The following is an 18,451-nucleotide window of genomic DNA, read 5'->3' as shown; positions in this document are numbered from 1 at the left end:
CATGGGAGGCTGGTTGCTTGATCGCCTGATTGGTGATCCGGAGGGTTGGCCACATCCTGTGGTTCTGTTTGGGAAGCTGATTTCCGCCGGCGAGAAGGAGTTTAATAAGGGAGAGAATCGTATGCACAAAGGGATGCTTTTCTCGGGTCTATTAATTGTAGCTACGTATTGTATTTGTGCAGGCTTTTTAGCTATTGCCGCCAGAATACATCTTCAATTGGAGGCTGTTTTGATAGGTGTCGGCGTTTTCTATTGTTTATCCGGTAAGACTTTGATGACGGAGGTGCAGGCTGTGTTTGAGGCTGTTGACAGAAATGTAGAGGAAGGACGCATACGTCTTTCGCGCATTGTAGGCCGGGATACATCCAATCTTTCCCCTCATGAAATAAAGACAGCAGCATTGGAGTCGTTGGCTGAGAACCTGAGCGATGGCGTTATTGCACCTTTGTTCTGGTTTGCATTGCTGGGCTTGCCCGGCATGCTGGCGTATAAAATGATAAATACCCTCGACTCAATGATAGGCTATAAGACCGAACGCTATATCGAATTTGGCGCTACGGCTGCCCGGATAGATGATGTGGCAAACTATGTTCCTGCCCGCTTGACTGCTTATATGATGTTGTTTGTTTCGGGAAACTGGAATAAAAGAGGCTTCCTTCACCGTTTTGGGACGGCACATGAGAGCCCTAATGCCGGCTACCCCGAAGCTGCTTTGGCTGCAATCCTGGATTGCCGTTTCGGTGGGACACACGACTATTTTGGCCGTTCGGTAGAGAAACCCTATATCGGAGTGAACGAGCGGCCGTTTAACTGGCACGATCTGCAGCGGGCGATCCAGGTAAATAACAATACGGAGCTTACCATGGGGATCATCGTTGTATTAGTCTTACTAACCGGTTTTCCCTATCTTGTCTGATGAAGCGAATAATCCTTATAACTGGTGGACAGCGTTCTGGCAAAAGCAGTTATGCACAACAGCTTGCCTTGCAACAAAGTAGTAATCCGGTATATCTGGCCACCTCCCGCATATGGGACGAAGAACATCGGCAGAGGATTGAAAGGCACCAACAAGACCGAGGCTCCGAATGGACCAATATAGAGGAAGAAAAGCAGCTGAGCAAGCATTCGTTAGAAGGACGGGTTGTAGTAATAGACTGCCTGACCCTTTGGGCAACCAACTTCTTTTACGATAATGACGGAAATGTTGCAGAAGCCTTATCCTTGCTCAAAGAAGAGTTTGACCTCTTTACCCGACAAGACGCCTATTTTATCTTTATCACGAATGAAATAGGCTGGGGAGGTACTTCTGTCAATGAGTTGCAACGTAAGTTTACTGATCTGCAGGGCTGGCTAAACCAGTTTGTAGCCTCCCGTGCCGATGAGGTAATAGCTATGATAAGTGGTATACCATTAACAATAAAATAATGATAACATTCTCTATAGAAAGTCCGGATACAGCGATGGCTGCGGCATTGCAAGCGAAGATAGATGATCTGACAAAACCCAAAGGATCACTCGGAACACTGGAATCTCTTGCCCTGCAGATAGGGCTTATCCAACAAAGCTTTTCTCCTTCCTTGCGCAAACCGGTGAATATTATTTTTGCCGGCGATCATGGAATAGCAGACGAAGGTGTGAGCGCTTCACCCAAAGAGGTGACCCGCCAAATGGTGTATAACTTTCTGGAAGGAGGAGCCGGTATTTGTTTTCTGGCGCGCCAGCATGGCTTTACCCTAAAAGTGATAGATGCCGGTATTGATTATGATTTCCCCTCCAACATCCTTTCTGCGAATAGAAAGATAAGGAAAGGTACCCGCAACTTTCGTTATGAGGCAGCTATGACGATTGCCGAGATGGAACAGGCGCTTCAAGCAGGTGCAGATGTAGTAACAGACTGTTTCCATAAAGGGACAAACGTGATCAGCTTTGGAGAGATGGGGATTGCTAATACAGCAGCTTCGAGTATGTGGATGACCTGTCTGACAGGTCTGTCTCTGCCGGATTGTGTAGGTGCCGGAAGTGGCTTGAATACGGATGGTATTCGTCACAAACTTAATGTCTTGCAGGAGGCTCTTGATAACTACAAAGGAGATCGTAGTGTATTGAATGTAATGCGTTATTTTGGCGGATACGAGATGGTGATGGCAGTAGGAGGAATGCTTCGGGCTGCTGAGCTGAAAATGCTGATTCTGGTTGATGGATTTATCATGACAAACTGCGTACTGGCAGCTTCCAGACTCTATCCGGAGATGCTTTCTTATTGTGTTTACGGGCATTGCGGTGATGAGGCCGGGCATAAGGCTTTGCTCGAAATCCTGCATGCGACCCCTCTGCTGAACCTGGGACTTCGCCTGGGAGAGGGAAGTGGTGCGATATGTGCCTATCCTATTGTGGATTCGGCTGTCAGAATGCTGAATGAAATGTCGAGTTTCTCCAAGGCTTCTGTTACTAAGTACTTCTGAGATGCAGCAGTTATTGGCAGCTTTTATTTTCTTTACCCGTTTGCCTTTCTGGCGTTTGGCAAATGTATCTTCTTCGTCTTTTAGCCGGGTACTTCCTTTTTGGCCGCTAACGGGGTGGCTTACGGCTGCCTGTATGGTGCTTGTTTTGTTTGCTACTTCTCTTGTCCTGCCTTATGGAGTTGCCCTGCTTCTTGCTATGATAAGCCGGTTGTTGATAACAGGCTGTCTGCATGAGGACGGACTTGCCGATTTTCTGGATGGTTTTGGCGGAGGTGCAACACAGGAGCGTATCCTTGCTATCATGAAAGATTCCCATATCGGGACGTATGGGGTAGTGGGGTTGATCTTTTATTTTGGCTTGTATTATACTTTGCTGAGCCATTTGCCGTTGGAAATAGCCGGAAGTGTGATCCTTGCCGGCGATCCTTTTGCCAAAGGAGTTTCAGCGATGATCATCAACCGTTTGCCTTATGCTCGTAAAGTGGAAGAATCCAAAAGCAAAACGCTATATAATCCCATGTCTGCCGGAGAGTATATCCTCTGCCTCCTTTTTGCGTGTATTCCTTTGTTATTGATGCCCGATGTGATTTATTTCCCGGCAATAGTGCTGCCCGTTATCGTCTGGTTTCTTCTTACTTCCTTGATGAAGAAAAAGATACAAGGCTATACTGGCGATTGTTGTGGAGCTACTTTCCTCTTTTGTGAGTTGAGCTTCTATCTGGGTATCCTTATCCTACACACGACTATCGCTTGATGAAATCGGCAGGATAGCTTATGCGATTGATTATTTCATTATCTTTCAGGTGAATCCAGGTCTTAAAGCCCTCAGTGCCTTCTGTAAGTTCGATAACACGGGCTCCGTTGGCAAGGTTGTTGTAAACGGTATCGCCGCCACTGTAACGTCCGTAAGCCAGTAAGATTCCTTTCCAGTACACAGCATAGTCGTCATCATGGTCGTGCCCTACAAACACGCCCATGATGTCTCCCATTTCCTTCATCGAAGCGAACAGTCCCGAATTGAGCTGAGGGGCACATGCTTTCTCTTTACGGGTTCCGATCATCATGGCATTTTCGTCTGCTGCTGCCTGGTTATATTCCGGAAAAGGAATATGGAAAAAAGCCAAAGAAGGGATTGGTTTCCCACCGTTTTGTTGGGTATAAGCGGCACTCTTCTGACGGTACCATTGAACTTGGTCAAACTTGATGTAGTCGTAACCTTCTATACCTTTGATGCCCGAATATGCATGAGAGTCCAGGCAATATATGATAGCAGCTTCTTTCCCGCTTTTGTTCTTTATGGGGAGGATAAAGTTGGTAACACCGGATAGGCCTTCCGTTGTTGAGGTAACGTTATAGGGTATGCCTTTGGCTATCTCGTATAATTCCTTACGGCTTAGCCCCTGCTCATCATCATGATTGCCAAAGGTTATGGCGAAAGGAACTTTATGATCGGAAACCAGCTTCAATACTGTCCGGAAGCCTTCTTCAGCGGGTTTGCCAAAGATGATATCACCAGTGAGTATCACTAAATCCGGTTTTTCGGCATTCAAAACTTCATCGATCCTTTCAAGAGAAATATCTGATTTGGGATTGTTGTGAATATAATGTACATCAGTGAATTGTACGATTTTAAACTTACCTTCGGCATTAAAGCTCAATGCTGTCTGCTGGGCTTGCATTCCCAGGGCACAACATAGTATACCCAAGCATATAATCAGTGATCTCATTGTTTTTTGTTTATTTATTAGATTTTAGATTGCATCCATTTTTCGGCCTTAGCTAAGCCTTCCGGGTTTCCTACATCGATCAGGCTGATGTTCCTGGCAGGGTACGCCTGTATATTCATCTTTGTGGATACAGACAGGTAGAAGTTGATGATTGAGAACTTACCCGTCCATTCTTCCATCTGCTCAAATATTTTAGGCGAAATAACATGTACTCCACCGAAAGCATATTCTTCGTATTTTTTAGGATCAAGATCCGGAAAATACGATTTGATCTCTCCGGTATCACGATTCCTCCAGGCGCATAGTTTGTGCTGTTTGTCAAACAAGAGATAACGGGATGTATTTCTTTTGCTGACAAGTAAAGTCGCCAACGGGTTTGTTTCCAGATGATGCTCGTAAAGCGCTTTCAGGTCTACATTCGACAGAATATCTACATTGTGTACAAGGAATGGTTCTTCGCCCTGTAGTAGTTGGGCGGCATGCTTGATTGCACCTCCGGTGTCAAGTAAATAATCTCTTTCGTCTGATATTTTAATTTTGATATCGAAATATTCATGTGCATCCAGGAATTCAATGATTTGATCCCCAAAATGGTGAATGTTGATAATAATTTCACGGAATCCGGCAGCTTTGAGCTTCAGGATTAAATGTTCTAACATTGGTTTTCCGTTGATAGGAACAAGTGCTTTCGGCAAAGTTTCAGTAAGCGGCATGAGGCGTGTTCCCATGCCGGCAGCAAGGATCATAGCTTTCATAATACAGCGTCGTAAATTTGTTCAATATTTTGCTCCCGGTGAGTCAAGTGTATTTTAACCTTGAATTTATTATGTAAGTGTTCGGCCAGATGTTGGGCAGAATACACCGAACGGTGTTGTCCTCCGGTACATCCGAAGCAAACCATCAGATTGGTAAACCCTCTGTCCAGATATCTTTTAACGGAAGCATCTACTATGGTGTAGACATGCTCGAGGTATTGGGTGATTTCTCCGTCATTTTCCAGAAAGTTGATAACAGGTTCATCCAATCCTGTGAAATGATTGTATCGCTCGTATTTTCCGGGATTATTAATCGCGCGACAATCAAACACAAATCCGCCACCGTTTCCGGTCGGGTCGTTAGGTATACCTTTCTTATATGCAAAACTGACAATTTTCACTTCCAGCATCCGCTTGCGGATATCGTCGGAAAATTGCTTCAGGTTGGTAAGTTCACGTAATACTGTACAAAGGTATGGATACTCCGGATAGTCCTCACGGAGCAGTTGGCGTAAGTTTGCAATGGCGAATGGCACGCTTTGAATAAAATGAGGTTTTTTCTCAAAGTATCCGCGAAACCCATAAGCTCCCAATACCTGTAGTGTACGGAAAAGTACGAAATGGCGCAGTTGTTCGATAAAGTATATTTTATCTACCGGCTTATATTGGCTTAATGCCTCAATATACGCATCCAGCAATTCATTTCTCAATTCTTCCGGGAATTGTGCCTTTGCTTGCCATAAAAATGAGGCTACGTCGTAATAAACAGGGCCTTTACGTCCGCCCTGAAAGTCAATAAACCAAGGCTTATCGTCTTTAATCATGACGTTACGGGACTGAAAATCCCTGTATAGGAATGTATTAGACGAATCGCGTAACAATACATCGCTCATCTTTTGGAAATCATCTTCCAGTTTGTCTTCCTGAAACTCCATTCCGGTTGCTTTCAAGAAGCAATATTTGAAATAATTTAAGTCCCAAAGGATGGAGCGCTCATTGAATGCCGGTTGCGGATAGCATTTGGAAAAGTCGAAGCCTTCCGCTCCGTTTATCTGCATAGCCGGTAAGCGCGTGATTGTCTGATGTAGCAGTTGGCGTTCTTTATCGTCAAACACACAACTTTTACGTCCTTTTTCAATCGCATTGAATAATAAGGTATCTCCCAGATCTTCCTGCAGATAATATAGTTTATCGTCGGAAAAGCTGTAAACTTCCGGTACATTCAGACCCTTTTGGCGAAAGTGGTTTGCCATGTAGACAAAAGCCTCATTCTCCTCCTTGGAAGTGCCGCTGACTCCAATAAGAGTCTTGTCTCCCGCAAGACGGAAATAACGGCGATTTGAACCTGATGATGGCAGCTCTGTTACTTCTTGAGGCTGAGATCCGGTGTTTGAGAAATACAGTTTTTTTAGTTCGTCAATAATCATTCATGCTCATTTATGGGCTGCTAAGATACGCTTTTTTCAGATGATCCCTCATAGTTATTGATCGAAAATTAAAGCCTCAAAAACTAATGAATTGTATAGTAAATGTTTGCGACGAAAGAATCGCGCCACATATGTCACGCGATCAAACCACATATGTAAAACGATCGAAACACAGATGTGGATCGATCGTTTTACATATGTGGCGTGATTCTTTTATGATAAAAAAATCGTCCTATTATCTTATATGATTCCTTGTGCCATCATGGCTTTGGCAACTTTCATAAATCCGGCAATATTTGCTCCTTTTACGTAGTTTACATAACCGTCGGCACCCTTACCGTATGTGGTACATTGACTGTGGATGGAGTTCATGATACTTTTCAGTTTATTGTCTACCTCTTCACGCGTCCAGCTCAGCTTCATGGAATTTTGTGTCATTTCCAGTCCGGAAACGGCTACTCCTCCGGCATTTGCTGCTTTACCCGGAGCATAGAGTATTTTGGCAGCCAGGAAGGCTTCTATAGCTTGAGGGGTAGAGGGCATGTTTGCTCCTTCGGAAACGGCGATACAGCCATTGGCCAACAATGCCTTAGCGTCATCTCCTGTCAGTTCGTTCTGTGTGGCGCTTGGAAGTGCGATATCACATTTTTCACTCCACGGACGAGCTCCTTCCACGTATTTGCAGTTGTATTTTTCGGCATATTCCTTGATACGTCCGCGATACAGGTTTTTTAGCTCCATTATATAAGCCAGTTTTTCACTGTCGATACCATCCGGATCGTAGATGTAACCGTTTGAATCTGACATGGTAACAGGTTTTGCTCCCAGTTCAATCAGCTTCTCTACTGTATATTGTGCCACATTTCCGGAACCGGAAACAGCTACTATTTTACCTTTAATATCAATGTTGCGGGTTTTCAGCATCTCCAGCAGGAAGTACACATTGCCATAGCCTGTGGCTTCCGGGCGAATCAATGAACCGCCAAATTCAAGCCCTTTGCCTGTAAATGTCCCGGTGTTTTCGCGTGCCAGTTTTTTATACATCCCATACATATAAGATACTTCGCGTCCGCCTACGCCAATGTCGCCTGCAGGAACATCTGTTTCCGGGCCTATATGACGCCACAATTCCAGCATGAAAGCCTGGCAGAACCTCATGATTTCAGCATTGGATTTGCCTTTGGGATTGAAGTCGGAACCACCTTTACCACCTCCCATCGGAAGGGTGGTTAATGAGTTTTTAAATGTTTGCTCAAAAGCAAGAAACTTCAGAATAGAAGGATTTACAGAAGCGTGAAAACGCATACCTCCTTTGTACGGGCCGATTGCGTTATTATGTTGTACACGATAGGCCATGTTTGTGTGAACCTGTCCTTTATCATCCGCCCATGTAACACGGAAAGAAAAAATACGGTCGGCGATACACAAACGCTCAATCAAATTGTTTTTTTCAAATTCTGGATGTTGGTTGTAAACTTCTTCGATAGATTCTAATACCTCTTCTACTGCCTGATGATACTCCGGTTCATTGGGGAACCTTCTTTTTAAGTCATCTAAAACTTCATTTGCCTTCATAAGAATTGTTGTTTATATAGAAATTATACCAAATTGTCATCTGCGACAAGTCATCTCTGACGTGATGCAAAGGTAAGCTATTTTTCAAAACATAAAAATATTTGAAAGCAAAAATGTGAAAAAAATATCATTTCGTCATTGTTTGTGCATAAATGCTACGAAATGTTATTTATCTCGACTCTTGATATTCTTGTAAATAGTAACAAATATAATGATAGCTGAGGCTAGTAGGGAAAATATAACATAGAAGTCTATTTTTTCGCTGTATGTCAATAATATATAACATAAGAACCCCCACAATAGGGTAATGCATGCGATTTGACTATTTGATAGTTTTCTTCGTGCCATTCTGTGTTTTTGTCAATTTTGAGATAATAATGAACCCATGAAAACAAGCAGCCCGACGCATACGGCTACAAGTAATAGCAAGAAAAGGATTTGTCTTTCCAGGGAGAGGTTCTTAAGAAATGGTATATGTTTGGCCCAGCCAGATATGGCTTTGATTTGCTCTGTTTGCTCGTCTTCATCCGGTATTTCGTAACCATTGGCTTTCATAATTTCAATGGCGCGGGATACTTCGCTTTCCAATAATTCAACACGTGCCCCGCCTACATCGACATATCCTGCCATTACCTGACTGCTTACTTCATTCCTGACATAACAATCAATACCTTCCGACTTTAATAAAGCAACCAACGTTTGTGCCTGGCTTGGATACTGAAACCGGGCTATTTCTACCATTTTATCCATCATGAGTCTCTTTTATCGGATATTTGAATCCCTCTTTATACAAATGTACAAAATATGATTCAAACAACCAATCTAACGCTTTAGAAAGCGATGGAAATTTCGGCTCCTATCTGGAAGGGCTTCCCTTTCTGGATGTAAGGATTGCCAAAGGATTCAAAGTAAAAGGCGGCATACTGGGTGTCGGAAATGTTTCTGCCCCACACATCCAACTTTACAATCCCTTTCCGGATGCCTGCTTTGGCGTTCAGTACGCCGTAGAACTTCTGGCTGATATCGTTCAGTTCCGACCAGTAGATATTTCCGGTTCCGCTGAATTGTGCGGAAGCTGTAAACTGGTCGATCCATGCGTTACGGAAGAGTTTGTTATATTGCAGTCCTATGTTTAACGTATGGCGGGGGATATAGGGGATGTAATTTCCCTCGCAGTCTGTCTTTATGATACCATCATCTCCTTTCTCTTCAAAGATATAATCCCTGAATGTGGCATGGGTGAATCCGTAGTTGATATCAGCTGTCAGTTGGTTAGTAATACGAGCTCGCAGAGACAATTCCGCACCATAACTCCTGGCTTTTCCTGCATTAGAGAGGTATCGCCCGTTGCCGCTGTCTACAAACTTCGTGATCTGCATATCCTTTATATCCATGTAGAAAAGCGTAAGTTCTGTTGATAACCTTCTGTCAATTAGTTCGCTGCGAATGCCTAATTCATAATTCCAGCTTTTCTCCGGTTTATAGGCTGTAACCTCGTCTATGGGCTGGGGCTTGTAGCTGGCAGCGTATTCTTCTCCCATATATTGCGACATCAGGTCGTACTGCATCTGGCTCTGCATCAGGTCTGCCGACATCTGTACGTTATATCCTCCGGTTTTATATCCTTTGGCTACAGACAGGTAGGTAAAGGTAGTGGGTGTACATTCGTACTTCAGGGACACTTTGGGTAACACCTGCCAGAAATCCTGGGAGGTATGTTCGTCCATTACGGAAGGCGTGCTACCACCGGGTAATTCTACAACTGTACCTCCTACGCTGTCACGGCTCATGCCCATGTGCATAGTAGCTGTCGACTTGTAGTCCATCTCCTGTTTTTCATAGTCTAAGCGAATCCCAGCTGTTAAAGACAATCCTTCGGTAAACAGATTGTTGTAGGTAGACTGATGGAACAGAGCAAAGCCATACGAAGGCGTCTCAAAGGAGCCGGGTATGTATAGCTGTTCGTCCATAATCCTCAGGAAGAAAGGCATATTGCTACTGCTCTTTATCTTGTTGAATACAGGTTGCAAAACATCTTTTATGCCGTCTTCTTTGAATGTAACAGGCCCTTCCGTATCGAATTGGTTATAGAATCCATACGCTCCGAAAGACCATTGATAGTTGCTCTTTGTCAGGCTTTTGATAGCGATTTCTTCGCTGATAACCTTTTGCTTCTGAAGCTGGTTGAGGGTAAAGATAGACTTGGGCGAAAAGTCCTGGTCCATCAGCATATCGTCGTCCAGATACTGAAAACCGGTGGTGCTGCTGAGTGCAAACTGCTTTGTACGGTATTCCAGAAACAAACTACTCGTCAATAAATTACGGGTATAATAGCAAGAATCATTGATGTTTACAGGATCAATGACGCCTGTTTCTTTATGATATAATCCATAAGGAAATGCCCCCTGGTCTACATAATCGTAAGACAAGGTGAAAGCAGCCAACAATTTGGGATTTATTTGCCAGTCTAATTTAAAGCGTCCGCCTGCAGATTCTTCATGATCGGCTTTCTTTCCGGAGTATGTATTGGTGAAGTACCCATCGTTTCTGTCATAATAAGCACTGAGGGATATGCCTACCTTGTCTCCGATCTTCATATAATGAGACGCTTTGGTTTTAAACTGTCCGTGATTTCCTGCTGAAACGGCAAGTTTCGTCCCCTGGTAGTCAAAGGGTGAAAGTGTGTATATATTTACAATTCCTCCCATGGCATTTCGTCCGTAAAGGGTTCCCTGAGGGCCACGGAGTACTTCGATCCGTTGGATGTCTGTTAGCTCAAAGTCGAATGTGCTTTTATCCAGGTAAGGCACATTGTCTACATATAAGCCTACCGATTGTCCGCTACTGCGAGCTCCGATACCCCGGATATAGATGGCGGACGTCAGCTTGGCGCCATAGTCCGGAATGTATAAGTTGGGAACAAAAGAACTGATATCTTTCAGGGCATCAATCTGCCTGCCATTGATGGCTTGTGGTGAGATAATGGATACAGATCCCGGCAAAGTCCGTAACGTATTTGTTTCTTTGGTAGACGATAATACAACTACTTCATCAATGTTATACGTTTTGATGGTGTCATTGGGATTGGTATTGTCAGCTTTGATTGTCTGTAAATTCAGCAAAAAACTAATCGTGATTAGCCCTGCAAGGTACGGTCTCTTCATTGTTTGCTTTTAATATGATTTATGAGGGCAAAGGAACAATAAACTTCTTTTTAAGTCAATCACTAGATGTAGTGATTTTTTTGGTTATCCGATAAAATCAGAGGGTAATAAGCCATTCATGATGGCATAAAAGGTAAGTCCGGAAACTGTTTTGATACCGAGTTTGGCAGTGATATTCTTTCGGTGGGAGAGAACCGTATTCAGGCTGATATGAAGCTTATCGGCAATATCTTTGTTGGTGCTTCCTTGTACGATTAGCTTCAGAACATCGGTTTCCCTGGATGAAAGTTCTTTGTTTTTCTCTGTAGTATGGACTGTTTCGGCTACTAAAATTTCCTGCAAATGCTCTATAATCAGTTCTTGCGAATCGTAGATATTTAAAGTGTAATATCCGGTGGAAGACGGGCAGGCTATCTCTTTATCCAGCAGGATAACAGTCTTGCTGCGCCGGGGCAGAAAGTAGTCGGTGTTTAATACAAATACATCAGCTTGTGTGAAATAGTAATCAAAATGCTCAACTCCGTCGGATATAAGGCTTTCGTAGCTGTTGAAGCAAGCTATCTCTACCGGAGGGAAATAATCAGTTAATAAGCTTTGCAGACCGGTACTTTGTAAGGTGTCTGGAAGGATGATGGCTATTTGCTTTGTTTTTTGCATTTGCAAATTACTTATTAGCAGTGTTTTCCATCGCGTTTACCATCGGAGCAAGTATCCGGTAGCGGATCCGGTTTTGCTGCTTGATGTCCTTCTGAAGATTGTTTATCGCTACAATAACTGCATAGCAGAGGTTTTCATCGTATTGTCCCGAAAGGTGCTTCACCATGATTTTTTTCAGGTCGGCAAGCATTTCTTCGATGCTATCTTCTTTTTGTAAAGGAGAAGGAGGGGAGACTGTTTGAGCAGCGTTTTGCAGCTTGTCATTCAGTGCAAGACAGTAAGGAAACCATGTTTTCTCGTCGTACTCAATACGTGACTCAAATTCCTTTTTGAATTTGGCAAAGAAGTCTCCAATTAAGGAAAGAGACTGATTCCCGGTACTTCCTTTGATGAAGTAACTGAGATGGCGCTCTATGTTGGGTAATTGATTCTGCCTGTAAAAATGATTGGTCTTTTGCAGATAATCAATAATTTGTGATGTGTGGAACGATTGCAGTTTCTTTTCCGGAAAATACTCTTCATTCAGGAAGGTATTTATCACTGTCAGAAAGAAATCCGTATCCAGAGAATAGGTACCACAGAGCTCCTGAACAGACTGGTCACCCAATCCCAAACGGATTCCAAACCGGTTGATAACAGGAATGAGTGAAGGGTATTCTTCTACCACTCCACTCATTTGCATATTAGAGTATACTAACGGCATTTCAGGCTTCTTCCCACTGTTTGCGCAATAGTTCTACTGCTGCGGGGAGTACTACTTCCCGGTCGCCTTGACATCCACATTCAAAGCTCACATATTTATCGTATCCCAGCATTTTTAATCCCTTAAATCCGGCTACATAATTGTCTGCTTCGCCGTCTTCGCCAGGCATACTGCGGCGTTTGCGGCTGGCCATGTGAACATGTTGCAGATATTTGCCGGCTGAGAGGAAAGCACCCATGTCACAGGTTTCTTCCCATGTCATGTGCCAGAAGTCTCCCAAACAGGTAACACCCGGATTGTTGATGTCGCGGCAAATAGACGCGGCATCGGCTACCAGACGCAGATAGAAAGCTTCTTTTCTGTTCAGGGGTTCCAGAATCACAGTTGTTCCGTGTTCACGGGCATATGTTCCCATGATATCGAATTGCTCACACAAGAAATCACGTGTTTCCTGTGTATGTGGCATAACGGGAGTCTGATGATTGAAGGCTGGCACAATAATAACACCTGTAGAGCCTAATTCGCCTGCGGCAGCAATGATCTCATTCATGGTGTCTGTGCATTGTTTGCGGATTGCCGGATCTGTAGAAAGGATAAATCCGTCGAAACCGGCGCAAATAGCGCTCACTTTGATGTTTCGCCCGTTCAATGCTTCTTTGATTTCTTTTACACGTCCGGCAAGTCCTTTGCCGCCCGGCTCAAAACCAACGATGCCTAGCTTTTCAAAATAATCGAACTTTTCATTCAAGTCCTTGCCGGGAGCCGTACCTTCCTGAAAGGAAAGCTTCAGTTCGGCTTTACTATTAGAGCAACAACTTCCGCTTTTGGTTTCTTCGTTCGAAGTTGGTTTAACGGAGCAGGAGGCTAAAGCCGTCCCGCTCATTGTTGCTATAGCGGCACCGGATAAAGAAGTTCGTAGGAAATTCCTTCTGTCAAGTGCCATAATTTATTTCTTTTGATCGCGTGGTTTGCCCGGAACAAGAGTTGTAAATCCACTCATGTCCATTTTACCCAGATTCAGATCCTTAGGTAGATAATCCAGCGGAGAAGTGGTCATAGCATCCCATGTAGACATCTCGCCTGAATAAGCTGACTCACGTCCCATAATTGCAGCCATACAAGCAATAGCTGTTTCAGAAGCTTGATCTATAGGCTTTTTGCTGCGGATGTGGTTGATCCAGTTTACATGCTCCAATACATATGGATTCTGTTGTTTGGTATTTGCTTTTTCTGCTTCGAAGTCATACTTCCAGATTTCGTTACCGGCAAGGTCTTTGATCACAGCATCGTTTCCGGCACTGATTTGCAAAGTACCTTTAGTTCCCTGGAAAAACTCGCTTACATTATTTACGCAACCATCTATCTGGCGACACATACTGTGCATATGGATGCCGTTTTCCATTTCAAAATCTACACTGAAATTGTCATACTGGTCACCTGTAACGCGGCGATGGCGAGAACCAAAACCTACTGCTGTTTTAGGTTTTAAACCACTGAACCAAGTAAATACATCTATATTGTGTACATGTTGTTCTACGATATGGTCTCCGGAAAGCCATTTCCAGTTTACCCAGTCACGTATCATCCATTCGCAATCGCTCCAACCGGCCTGGCGTTCGCGGAACCAAAGCATAGACTGATTCCAATAAACCGTACCACCTGTGATTTCTCCGATCATACCTTCCATTACTTTCTGGTAAGCAGCTACATAGTTGCGTTGGTGATGACGTTGTGTTCCTGTAATCACGCACAGGTTCTTGGCTTGTGCTTGTTTGGCAGTAGCTACGATTGTACGGTATCCTACAGGGTCTACACAGATTGGTTTTTCAAGGAAAGAATGTTTACCTTTTTCTGTAGCATATTGGAAATGAGTCGGGCGGAAATTAGGAGGAGTAGCGACAATAACTACATCCACACCGCTATCAATCACTTGTTTATAAGCATCAAGTCCTACAAAGCGCATGCTTTCAGGAATGTCGATACCTTTTTCTGTTTTCAGTTTTTCGGCTAGACTGTCTACGCGATCTTTAAATGTATCAGCTAAAGCTGTGACAGTAACACCATTTGCAGCATTTAAAAAGTCGAATGCAGCACCTGAACCACGACCACCGCAACCAATAATACCTGCTTTTAATTCTTGTCCGTCGGTAGCAAAATCTACCAGGTTGGGAACATAATATGTGCCCGGTTCCTTCAGTGCTTTAACGGCTCCGGCTTTTTCACCAGAAGCGCCACCTCCACAAGAGGTAAGAACGGCTGCACTACCAGTTCCGATAGCACCTACTGCTCCAGCCATTGCTGAGCTTTTTAAGAATGACCTTCTGCTGATGCTGTTTTCTTTTTTCATGATATTTCTTTTTATATTATATGAGTAAAAATGCCTACTTGGCTATGGATGCATCCGGTTCGCATACTACACGGAAGCCGATTCCGCGAATATCAGAGTACCACCAGATACTTTTAGGTTGCTGCGGGTCGGTTTTCAACCACGCTTCATGCTTCGTGTAATCACGGGCTGCCGAACGCAAATCTGCAGCATCAGATGTATAGTTACCTCCACGTACAACCCACTCGGTTCCTTCCGTTACCAACGGATCCACAACACTTTCTCCTCCTTTACTGTATGCTTCTGGATCGTATTTGTCGGCACAATATTCCATAACATTACCCAGCATGTTCTTTAAACCGAACGGATTAGGCTTAACAGCCGATGGTTCCTGTGTTTTATTTTTACTATTTTTACTGTAAATTACATATGAGCTGATGGAATCAGTATCTGCATCGAAGAACTTACGCCAAAAGCCCTGATCCGAGAATTTCTTAGGATCACCGGCAAAGAAATAAGGTGTTTCGCTGCCACCACGTGCTGCATATTCCCATTCGGCTTCTGTAGGCAAACGGTATTTTTTGCCGGTTTTTTTCGATAACCATTGGCAGAAGGTTTCAGCTGCATAGTGGGTGATGGTAATAGCCGGACGGTCTCCCGAACCCCAGCCCTGATCAGGGAATCCGAATGGTGGGGTAGGACCGGAGATAGCATCTACGTCCGGATTGCTGTTATTGGCATATACTGCTTCAGGAGGGGTACGCCCTTCACTCATCGTATTAGCATAGAAAGCCCAGAACTGATCCCAGGTTACTTCAACTTCGGCCATAAAGAACGGACTAAGCGTTACATTACGTATCGGTGATTCGTCCGGTTTATGGAACGATTCTTTTTCCGTACTACCCATCTTAAAGGTTCCGCCGGGTATGGCAATCATATTGAATGTCACGGGGGTACCGGGTATTTGTTCAGTATAATTGTTGAATGAAGTAACAACTGTAGACGCTTTAAAGTAAAGGCTTGTGTCTACAGCTCCCGATCCGGAAGAAACGCCCGGAATACCCGTAAGTTTTCCATGACTGTAATTGGGGTTGTAGTGCCCGGCATCCAGGTGGCAGCTGATACACTGCAGGTCTAGTTTTTTCTCGTTTTCTTCATAATACAAGTGAGCGGTGATGCCATCTCCCGTAATACCTTCGGGGAATAAGTTATGATGGCATTCTTTACATGATTCATTAGGTATGTAAGTAACGGCATATTCTAGCTCCGACATCCTGTTCCAGTCAAAATCGGCACTGTCTTTGGTTAGATAACCCCATACATCCTTTAAGCCCAGTTTGGCTTTTGCTGTATAATGATCCCATGTGTGACTTTGGGGAGGAAGGTGGCAAGCCACGCAATGCGTTTTGGTACCGCTCCCGTTGTTCATATGTTTGGATAGTTTCCAGCTATCTTCTACATGCGGGTGCACATGGCACATCATACACGACTCATCTGTGGAGAAATACACAGACGTTAAATAAAGGGCTACAATACAGCCCGCACCCAGGATTAATCCCAAAAGTAAGAAGAATGATTTCTTCTTAAAGATATTTTTTTTCTCTGAAGCAGAATAGCGATTAGATTTTCTCATCATCAATTTTGTCAGTATGGTCAACTTTTTTTCGTATAAGTATTAATTGATTATTAAATCGGCAATAAAAGTAGCATAATCTTCTTTACAAAGCGAAAAAAGATTATGCTATTTAACGAATAATGTTATCTGATTACACTTTTTATTATTATTCGATCCATTTTTGCCATTTCAGCTTGTCATTGTAGCCGGCTTCTACCATCGTTTCAATGAATTGCATACCGCGTACTCCTTCATGAACCGTCGGGAAATCGAGCATCTTGCCAGAGGGTTTTTCTCCGTTCTTGACAGTCCGTACAGTAGCCGCAAAATTCTTGTAAATGTTAGCAAAAGACTCGATGAATCCTTCCGGGTGCCCGCCCGGGGTACGGCTATTGTATTTGGCAATATCACCAATATACCCATTATTGCCCATACGGATGATTTCTTTCGGCTTATCGGTCCATTTCAGATAGAGGCTGTTTGGCTCTTCCTGATTCCATTCCAGACCTCCCTTTTCTCCATATACGCGGATGCAGAGGTGGTTTTCTTCACCTGCAGCTATCTGTGTGCAGGTCAGAACGCCTGTAACACCTTTTTCATAGCGCAAGAAAGCTGCTCCGTCATCGTCTATCGGACGTCCGGGTGCAAAAGCTTTCAAATCGGCACATAATTCGGTTACTTTCAGACCTGTAATGTATTCACTCAAATGCCAGGCGTGTGTTCCTATATCACCAACAGCACCGGCTTTTCCCGAGCGTTTGGGGTCTGTACGCCAACCTGCATTGTTACCACCTTGTAGCTCAATTCTTTCGGATAGCCATCCTTGTGTATATTCTACGTATACGCGACGTAGCTTACCGAATTCGCCTTTAGCAACTCTGTCTCTTGCTTCTTTTACAGCCGGATAACCCGAGTAAACATGAGTAAGAGCCAGAATCAGACCGGTTTCTTCTACTTTCTTTTCCAAAAGTTTAGCCTCTTCCAAAGAGAAGGTTATTGGCTTGTCTACTACCACATGAAACCCTCTTTCCAGTGCCATCATAGCAGGTTCAAAATGCCATTTATTAGGGGTTACGATTGTTACGAAATCCATGCGCTCACCTTCGGGGAGAGTCATTTCGTGTTCAAACATTTCCTGGTATGTTTTGTAAACCCGATCTTCGGGAAGGAAGTAAGAACGCCCGGAGCTCAATGATATTTCGGGATTCACACTAAAGCAACCGCAAACCAATTCGATTTGATTATCCATAAACGCGGCACACCGGTGGATTGCTCCGATAAACGCATCGCTACCACCACCTACCATTCCCATCCTTAGCTTTCTGTTTGTCATCCTCTTAAATTTTAGGTTAATATTATGATTTTTGATTAGTTGACAAGTTTTTACTCAATAAATAACATAGTATACTTACACCATACGATGAATAAGTGCTAAAGCATAACTTCAGAATTCGTCCGTCAAATATAGGAAAAATATTCATATGGCATAACAGTATTTTTGTTCACATCTATTGGATAATAGCATTGTTTTACATGAAGTGAAAATTGCACGGGTGTTTCATTTAAAACCCCTTCATGCGTTTTGAGCTTGCTGTTATATACAATAAGCGAAGAGGGATTTTTTTTATTTTTTGGCAAAATAAGAAACAGACTACACCTATAAGTTCGTATTTACAATCGTTTTTCTCTTTTTTTTGTGTTAGCAGAAAGTTACTGGGTTACGTATATGGTCCACGTGGTCGACAGCCGGACCCAGCTGGTCGACAGTTGTGACTCAGGTGGTCGACGGCTGTGAACCACGTGGGTCACAGTTGTGACCCAGCAACTCTCTCTAGTAAAAACAAACGTTCTTTTGGATATTCCTGAACGCTCGAAGCCGCTTTTGCAGTGTACTGCCAGAAAAGGTTTATAATTATTCCTCTGATTTTCCCTTATAGATAATAATTATGTACGCGCAACATTTTTCCGGTTGCATTTTTTCAGAAAAAAGTTGCAATAATATTTGGAATATGCGAAGTGTTGTTTTACCTTTGCACCCGC

General features: G+C 43.5%; 17 protein-coding genes. 4 read left to right on the top strand and 13 right to left on the bottom strand.

Features of this window, described 5'->3' with window-relative positions; translation table 11 throughout:
* Position 1: 1 nt before the first annotated feature.
* From cbiB to cobS, 4 genes are read left to right on the top strand one after another with little or no spacing between them, the layout of a single operon-like run.
* Positions 2–916 carry an adenosylcobinamide-phosphate synthase CbiB gene (gene cbiB / locus M2470_RS11415; protein ID WP_280745217.1) on the top strand — a complete coding sequence of 305 codons (915 nt, stop codon included), beginning with the start codon at positions 2–4 and terminating at the stop codon, positions 914–916.
* Positions 916–1,425: a bifunctional adenosylcobinamide kinase/adenosylcobinamide-phosphate guanylyltransferase gene (locus M2470_RS11410; protein WP_280745218.1), complete on the top strand. Its 510-nt coding sequence runs from the start codon at positions 916–918 to the stop codon at positions 1,423–1,425. Before cbiB ends, M2470_RS11410 begins: the two co-directional genes overlap by 1 nt.
* Entirely contained in the window at positions 1,425–2,462 is a 1,038-nt protein-coding gene (gene cobT / locus M2470_RS11405) for a nicotinate-nucleotide--dimethylbenzimidazole phosphoribosyltransferase (protein ID WP_280745219.1), read from the top strand. Before M2470_RS11410 ends, cobT begins: the two co-directional genes overlap by 1 nt.
* 1 nt (position 2,463) lies before the next feature.
* Positions 2,464–3,216 carry an adenosylcobinamide-GDP ribazoletransferase gene (gene cobS / locus M2470_RS11400; RefSeq protein WP_280745220.1) on the top strand — a complete coding sequence of 251 codons (753 nt, stop codon included), beginning with the start codon at positions 2,464–2,466 and terminating at the stop codon, positions 3,214–3,216.
* Here cobS and M2470_RS11395 read toward each other — a convergent pair.
* The 13 genes from M2470_RS11395 to M2470_RS11335 all read right to left on the bottom strand — a co-directional run bounded on the left by M2470_RS11395 (position 3,206) and on the right by M2470_RS11335 (position 17,744).
* Positions 3,206–4,189: a metallophosphoesterase family protein gene (locus M2470_RS11395; protein ID WP_280745221.1), complete on the bottom strand. Its 984-nt coding sequence runs from the start codon at positions 4,187–4,189 to the stop codon at positions 3,206–3,208. The two genes, cobS and M2470_RS11395, sit on opposite strands and share 11 nt — an antisense overlap.
* Positions 4,190–4,206: 17 nt before the next feature.
* A complete protein-coding gene (locus M2470_RS11390; protein ID WP_280745222.1) occupies positions 4,207–4,944 on the bottom strand; it encodes a nucleotidyltransferase family protein in 738 nt (245 codons plus the stop codon).
* Positions 4,941–6,371, bottom strand: coding sequence for an RNase adapter RapZ (locus M2470_RS11385; RefSeq protein ID WP_280745223.1), 1,431 nt, complete (start codon positions 6,369–6,371; stop codon positions 4,941–4,943). Before M2470_RS11385 ends, M2470_RS11390 begins: the two co-directional genes overlap by 4 nt.
* A gap of 240 nt (positions 6,372–6,611) precedes the next feature.
* Complete coding sequence (locus M2470_RS11380) at positions 6,612–7,946, bottom strand: NADP-specific glutamate dehydrogenase (RefSeq protein ID WP_280745224.1); 1,335 nt, start codon at positions 7,944–7,946, stop codon at positions 6,612–6,614.
* A gap of 165 nt (positions 7,947–8,111) precedes the next feature.
* Complete coding sequence (locus M2470_RS11375; protein WP_280745225.1) at positions 8,112–8,294, bottom strand: hypothetical protein; 183 nt, start codon at positions 8,292–8,294, stop codon at positions 8,112–8,114.
* Between the two features lie 12 nt (positions 8,295–8,306).
* Complete coding sequence (locus M2470_RS11370) at positions 8,307–8,699, bottom strand: DUF2007 domain-containing protein (RefSeq protein ID WP_280745226.1); 393 nt, start codon at positions 8,697–8,699, stop codon at positions 8,307–8,309.
* Between the two features lie 77 nt (positions 8,700–8,776).
* Positions 8,777–11,110, bottom strand: a complete 2,334-nt coding sequence (locus tag M2470_RS11365; RefSeq protein WP_280745227.1) for a TonB-dependent receptor — start codon at positions 11,108–11,110, stop codon at positions 8,777–8,779.
* Positions 11,111–11,194: 84 nt separating this feature from the next.
* Positions 11,195–11,767, bottom strand: coding sequence for a LuxR C-terminal-related transcriptional regulator (locus M2470_RS11360; RefSeq protein ID WP_280745228.1), 573 nt, complete (start codon positions 11,765–11,767; stop codon positions 11,195–11,197).
* 7 nt (positions 11,768–11,774) lie between these two features.
* Positions 11,775–12,449, bottom strand: coding sequence for a helix-turn-helix transcriptional regulator (locus tag M2470_RS11355; RefSeq protein ID WP_280745240.1), 675 nt, complete (start codon positions 12,447–12,449; stop codon positions 11,775–11,777).
* A gap of 22 nt (positions 12,450–12,471) precedes the next feature.
* Positions 12,472–13,413, bottom strand: a complete 942-nt coding sequence (locus tag M2470_RS11350; protein WP_280745229.1) for a sugar phosphate isomerase/epimerase — start codon at positions 13,411–13,413, stop codon at positions 12,472–12,474.
* 3 nt (positions 13,414–13,416) lie between these two features.
* On the bottom strand, positions 13,417–14,817 hold the full coding sequence (locus M2470_RS11345; RefSeq protein ID WP_280745230.1) for a Gfo/Idh/MocA family oxidoreductase: 1,401 nt from the start codon (positions 14,815–14,817) through the stop codon (positions 13,417–13,419).
* A gap of 34 nt (positions 14,818–14,851) precedes the next feature.
* Entirely contained in the window at positions 14,852–16,432 is a 1,581-nt protein-coding gene (locus M2470_RS11340; RefSeq protein ID WP_280745231.1) for an SUMF1/EgtB/PvdO family nonheme iron enzyme, read from the bottom strand.
* Positions 16,433–16,577: 145 nt separating this feature from the next.
* Complete coding sequence (locus M2470_RS11335) at positions 16,578–17,744, bottom strand: Gfo/Idh/MocA family oxidoreductase (protein ID WP_280745232.1); 1,167 nt, start codon at positions 17,742–17,744, stop codon at positions 16,578–16,580.
* Positions 17,745–18,451 lie beyond the last annotated feature (707 nt).

It is taken from the genome of Parabacteroides sp. PH5-46 (assembly GCF_029892785.1).
Classification (GTDB): domain Bacteria; phylum Bacteroidota; class Bacteroidia; order Bacteroidales; family Tannerellaceae; genus DFXE01.
The sequence above is the reverse complement of the archived record's forward strand: the minus strand, read 5'-3'. Positions and strand labels throughout refer to the sequence as shown.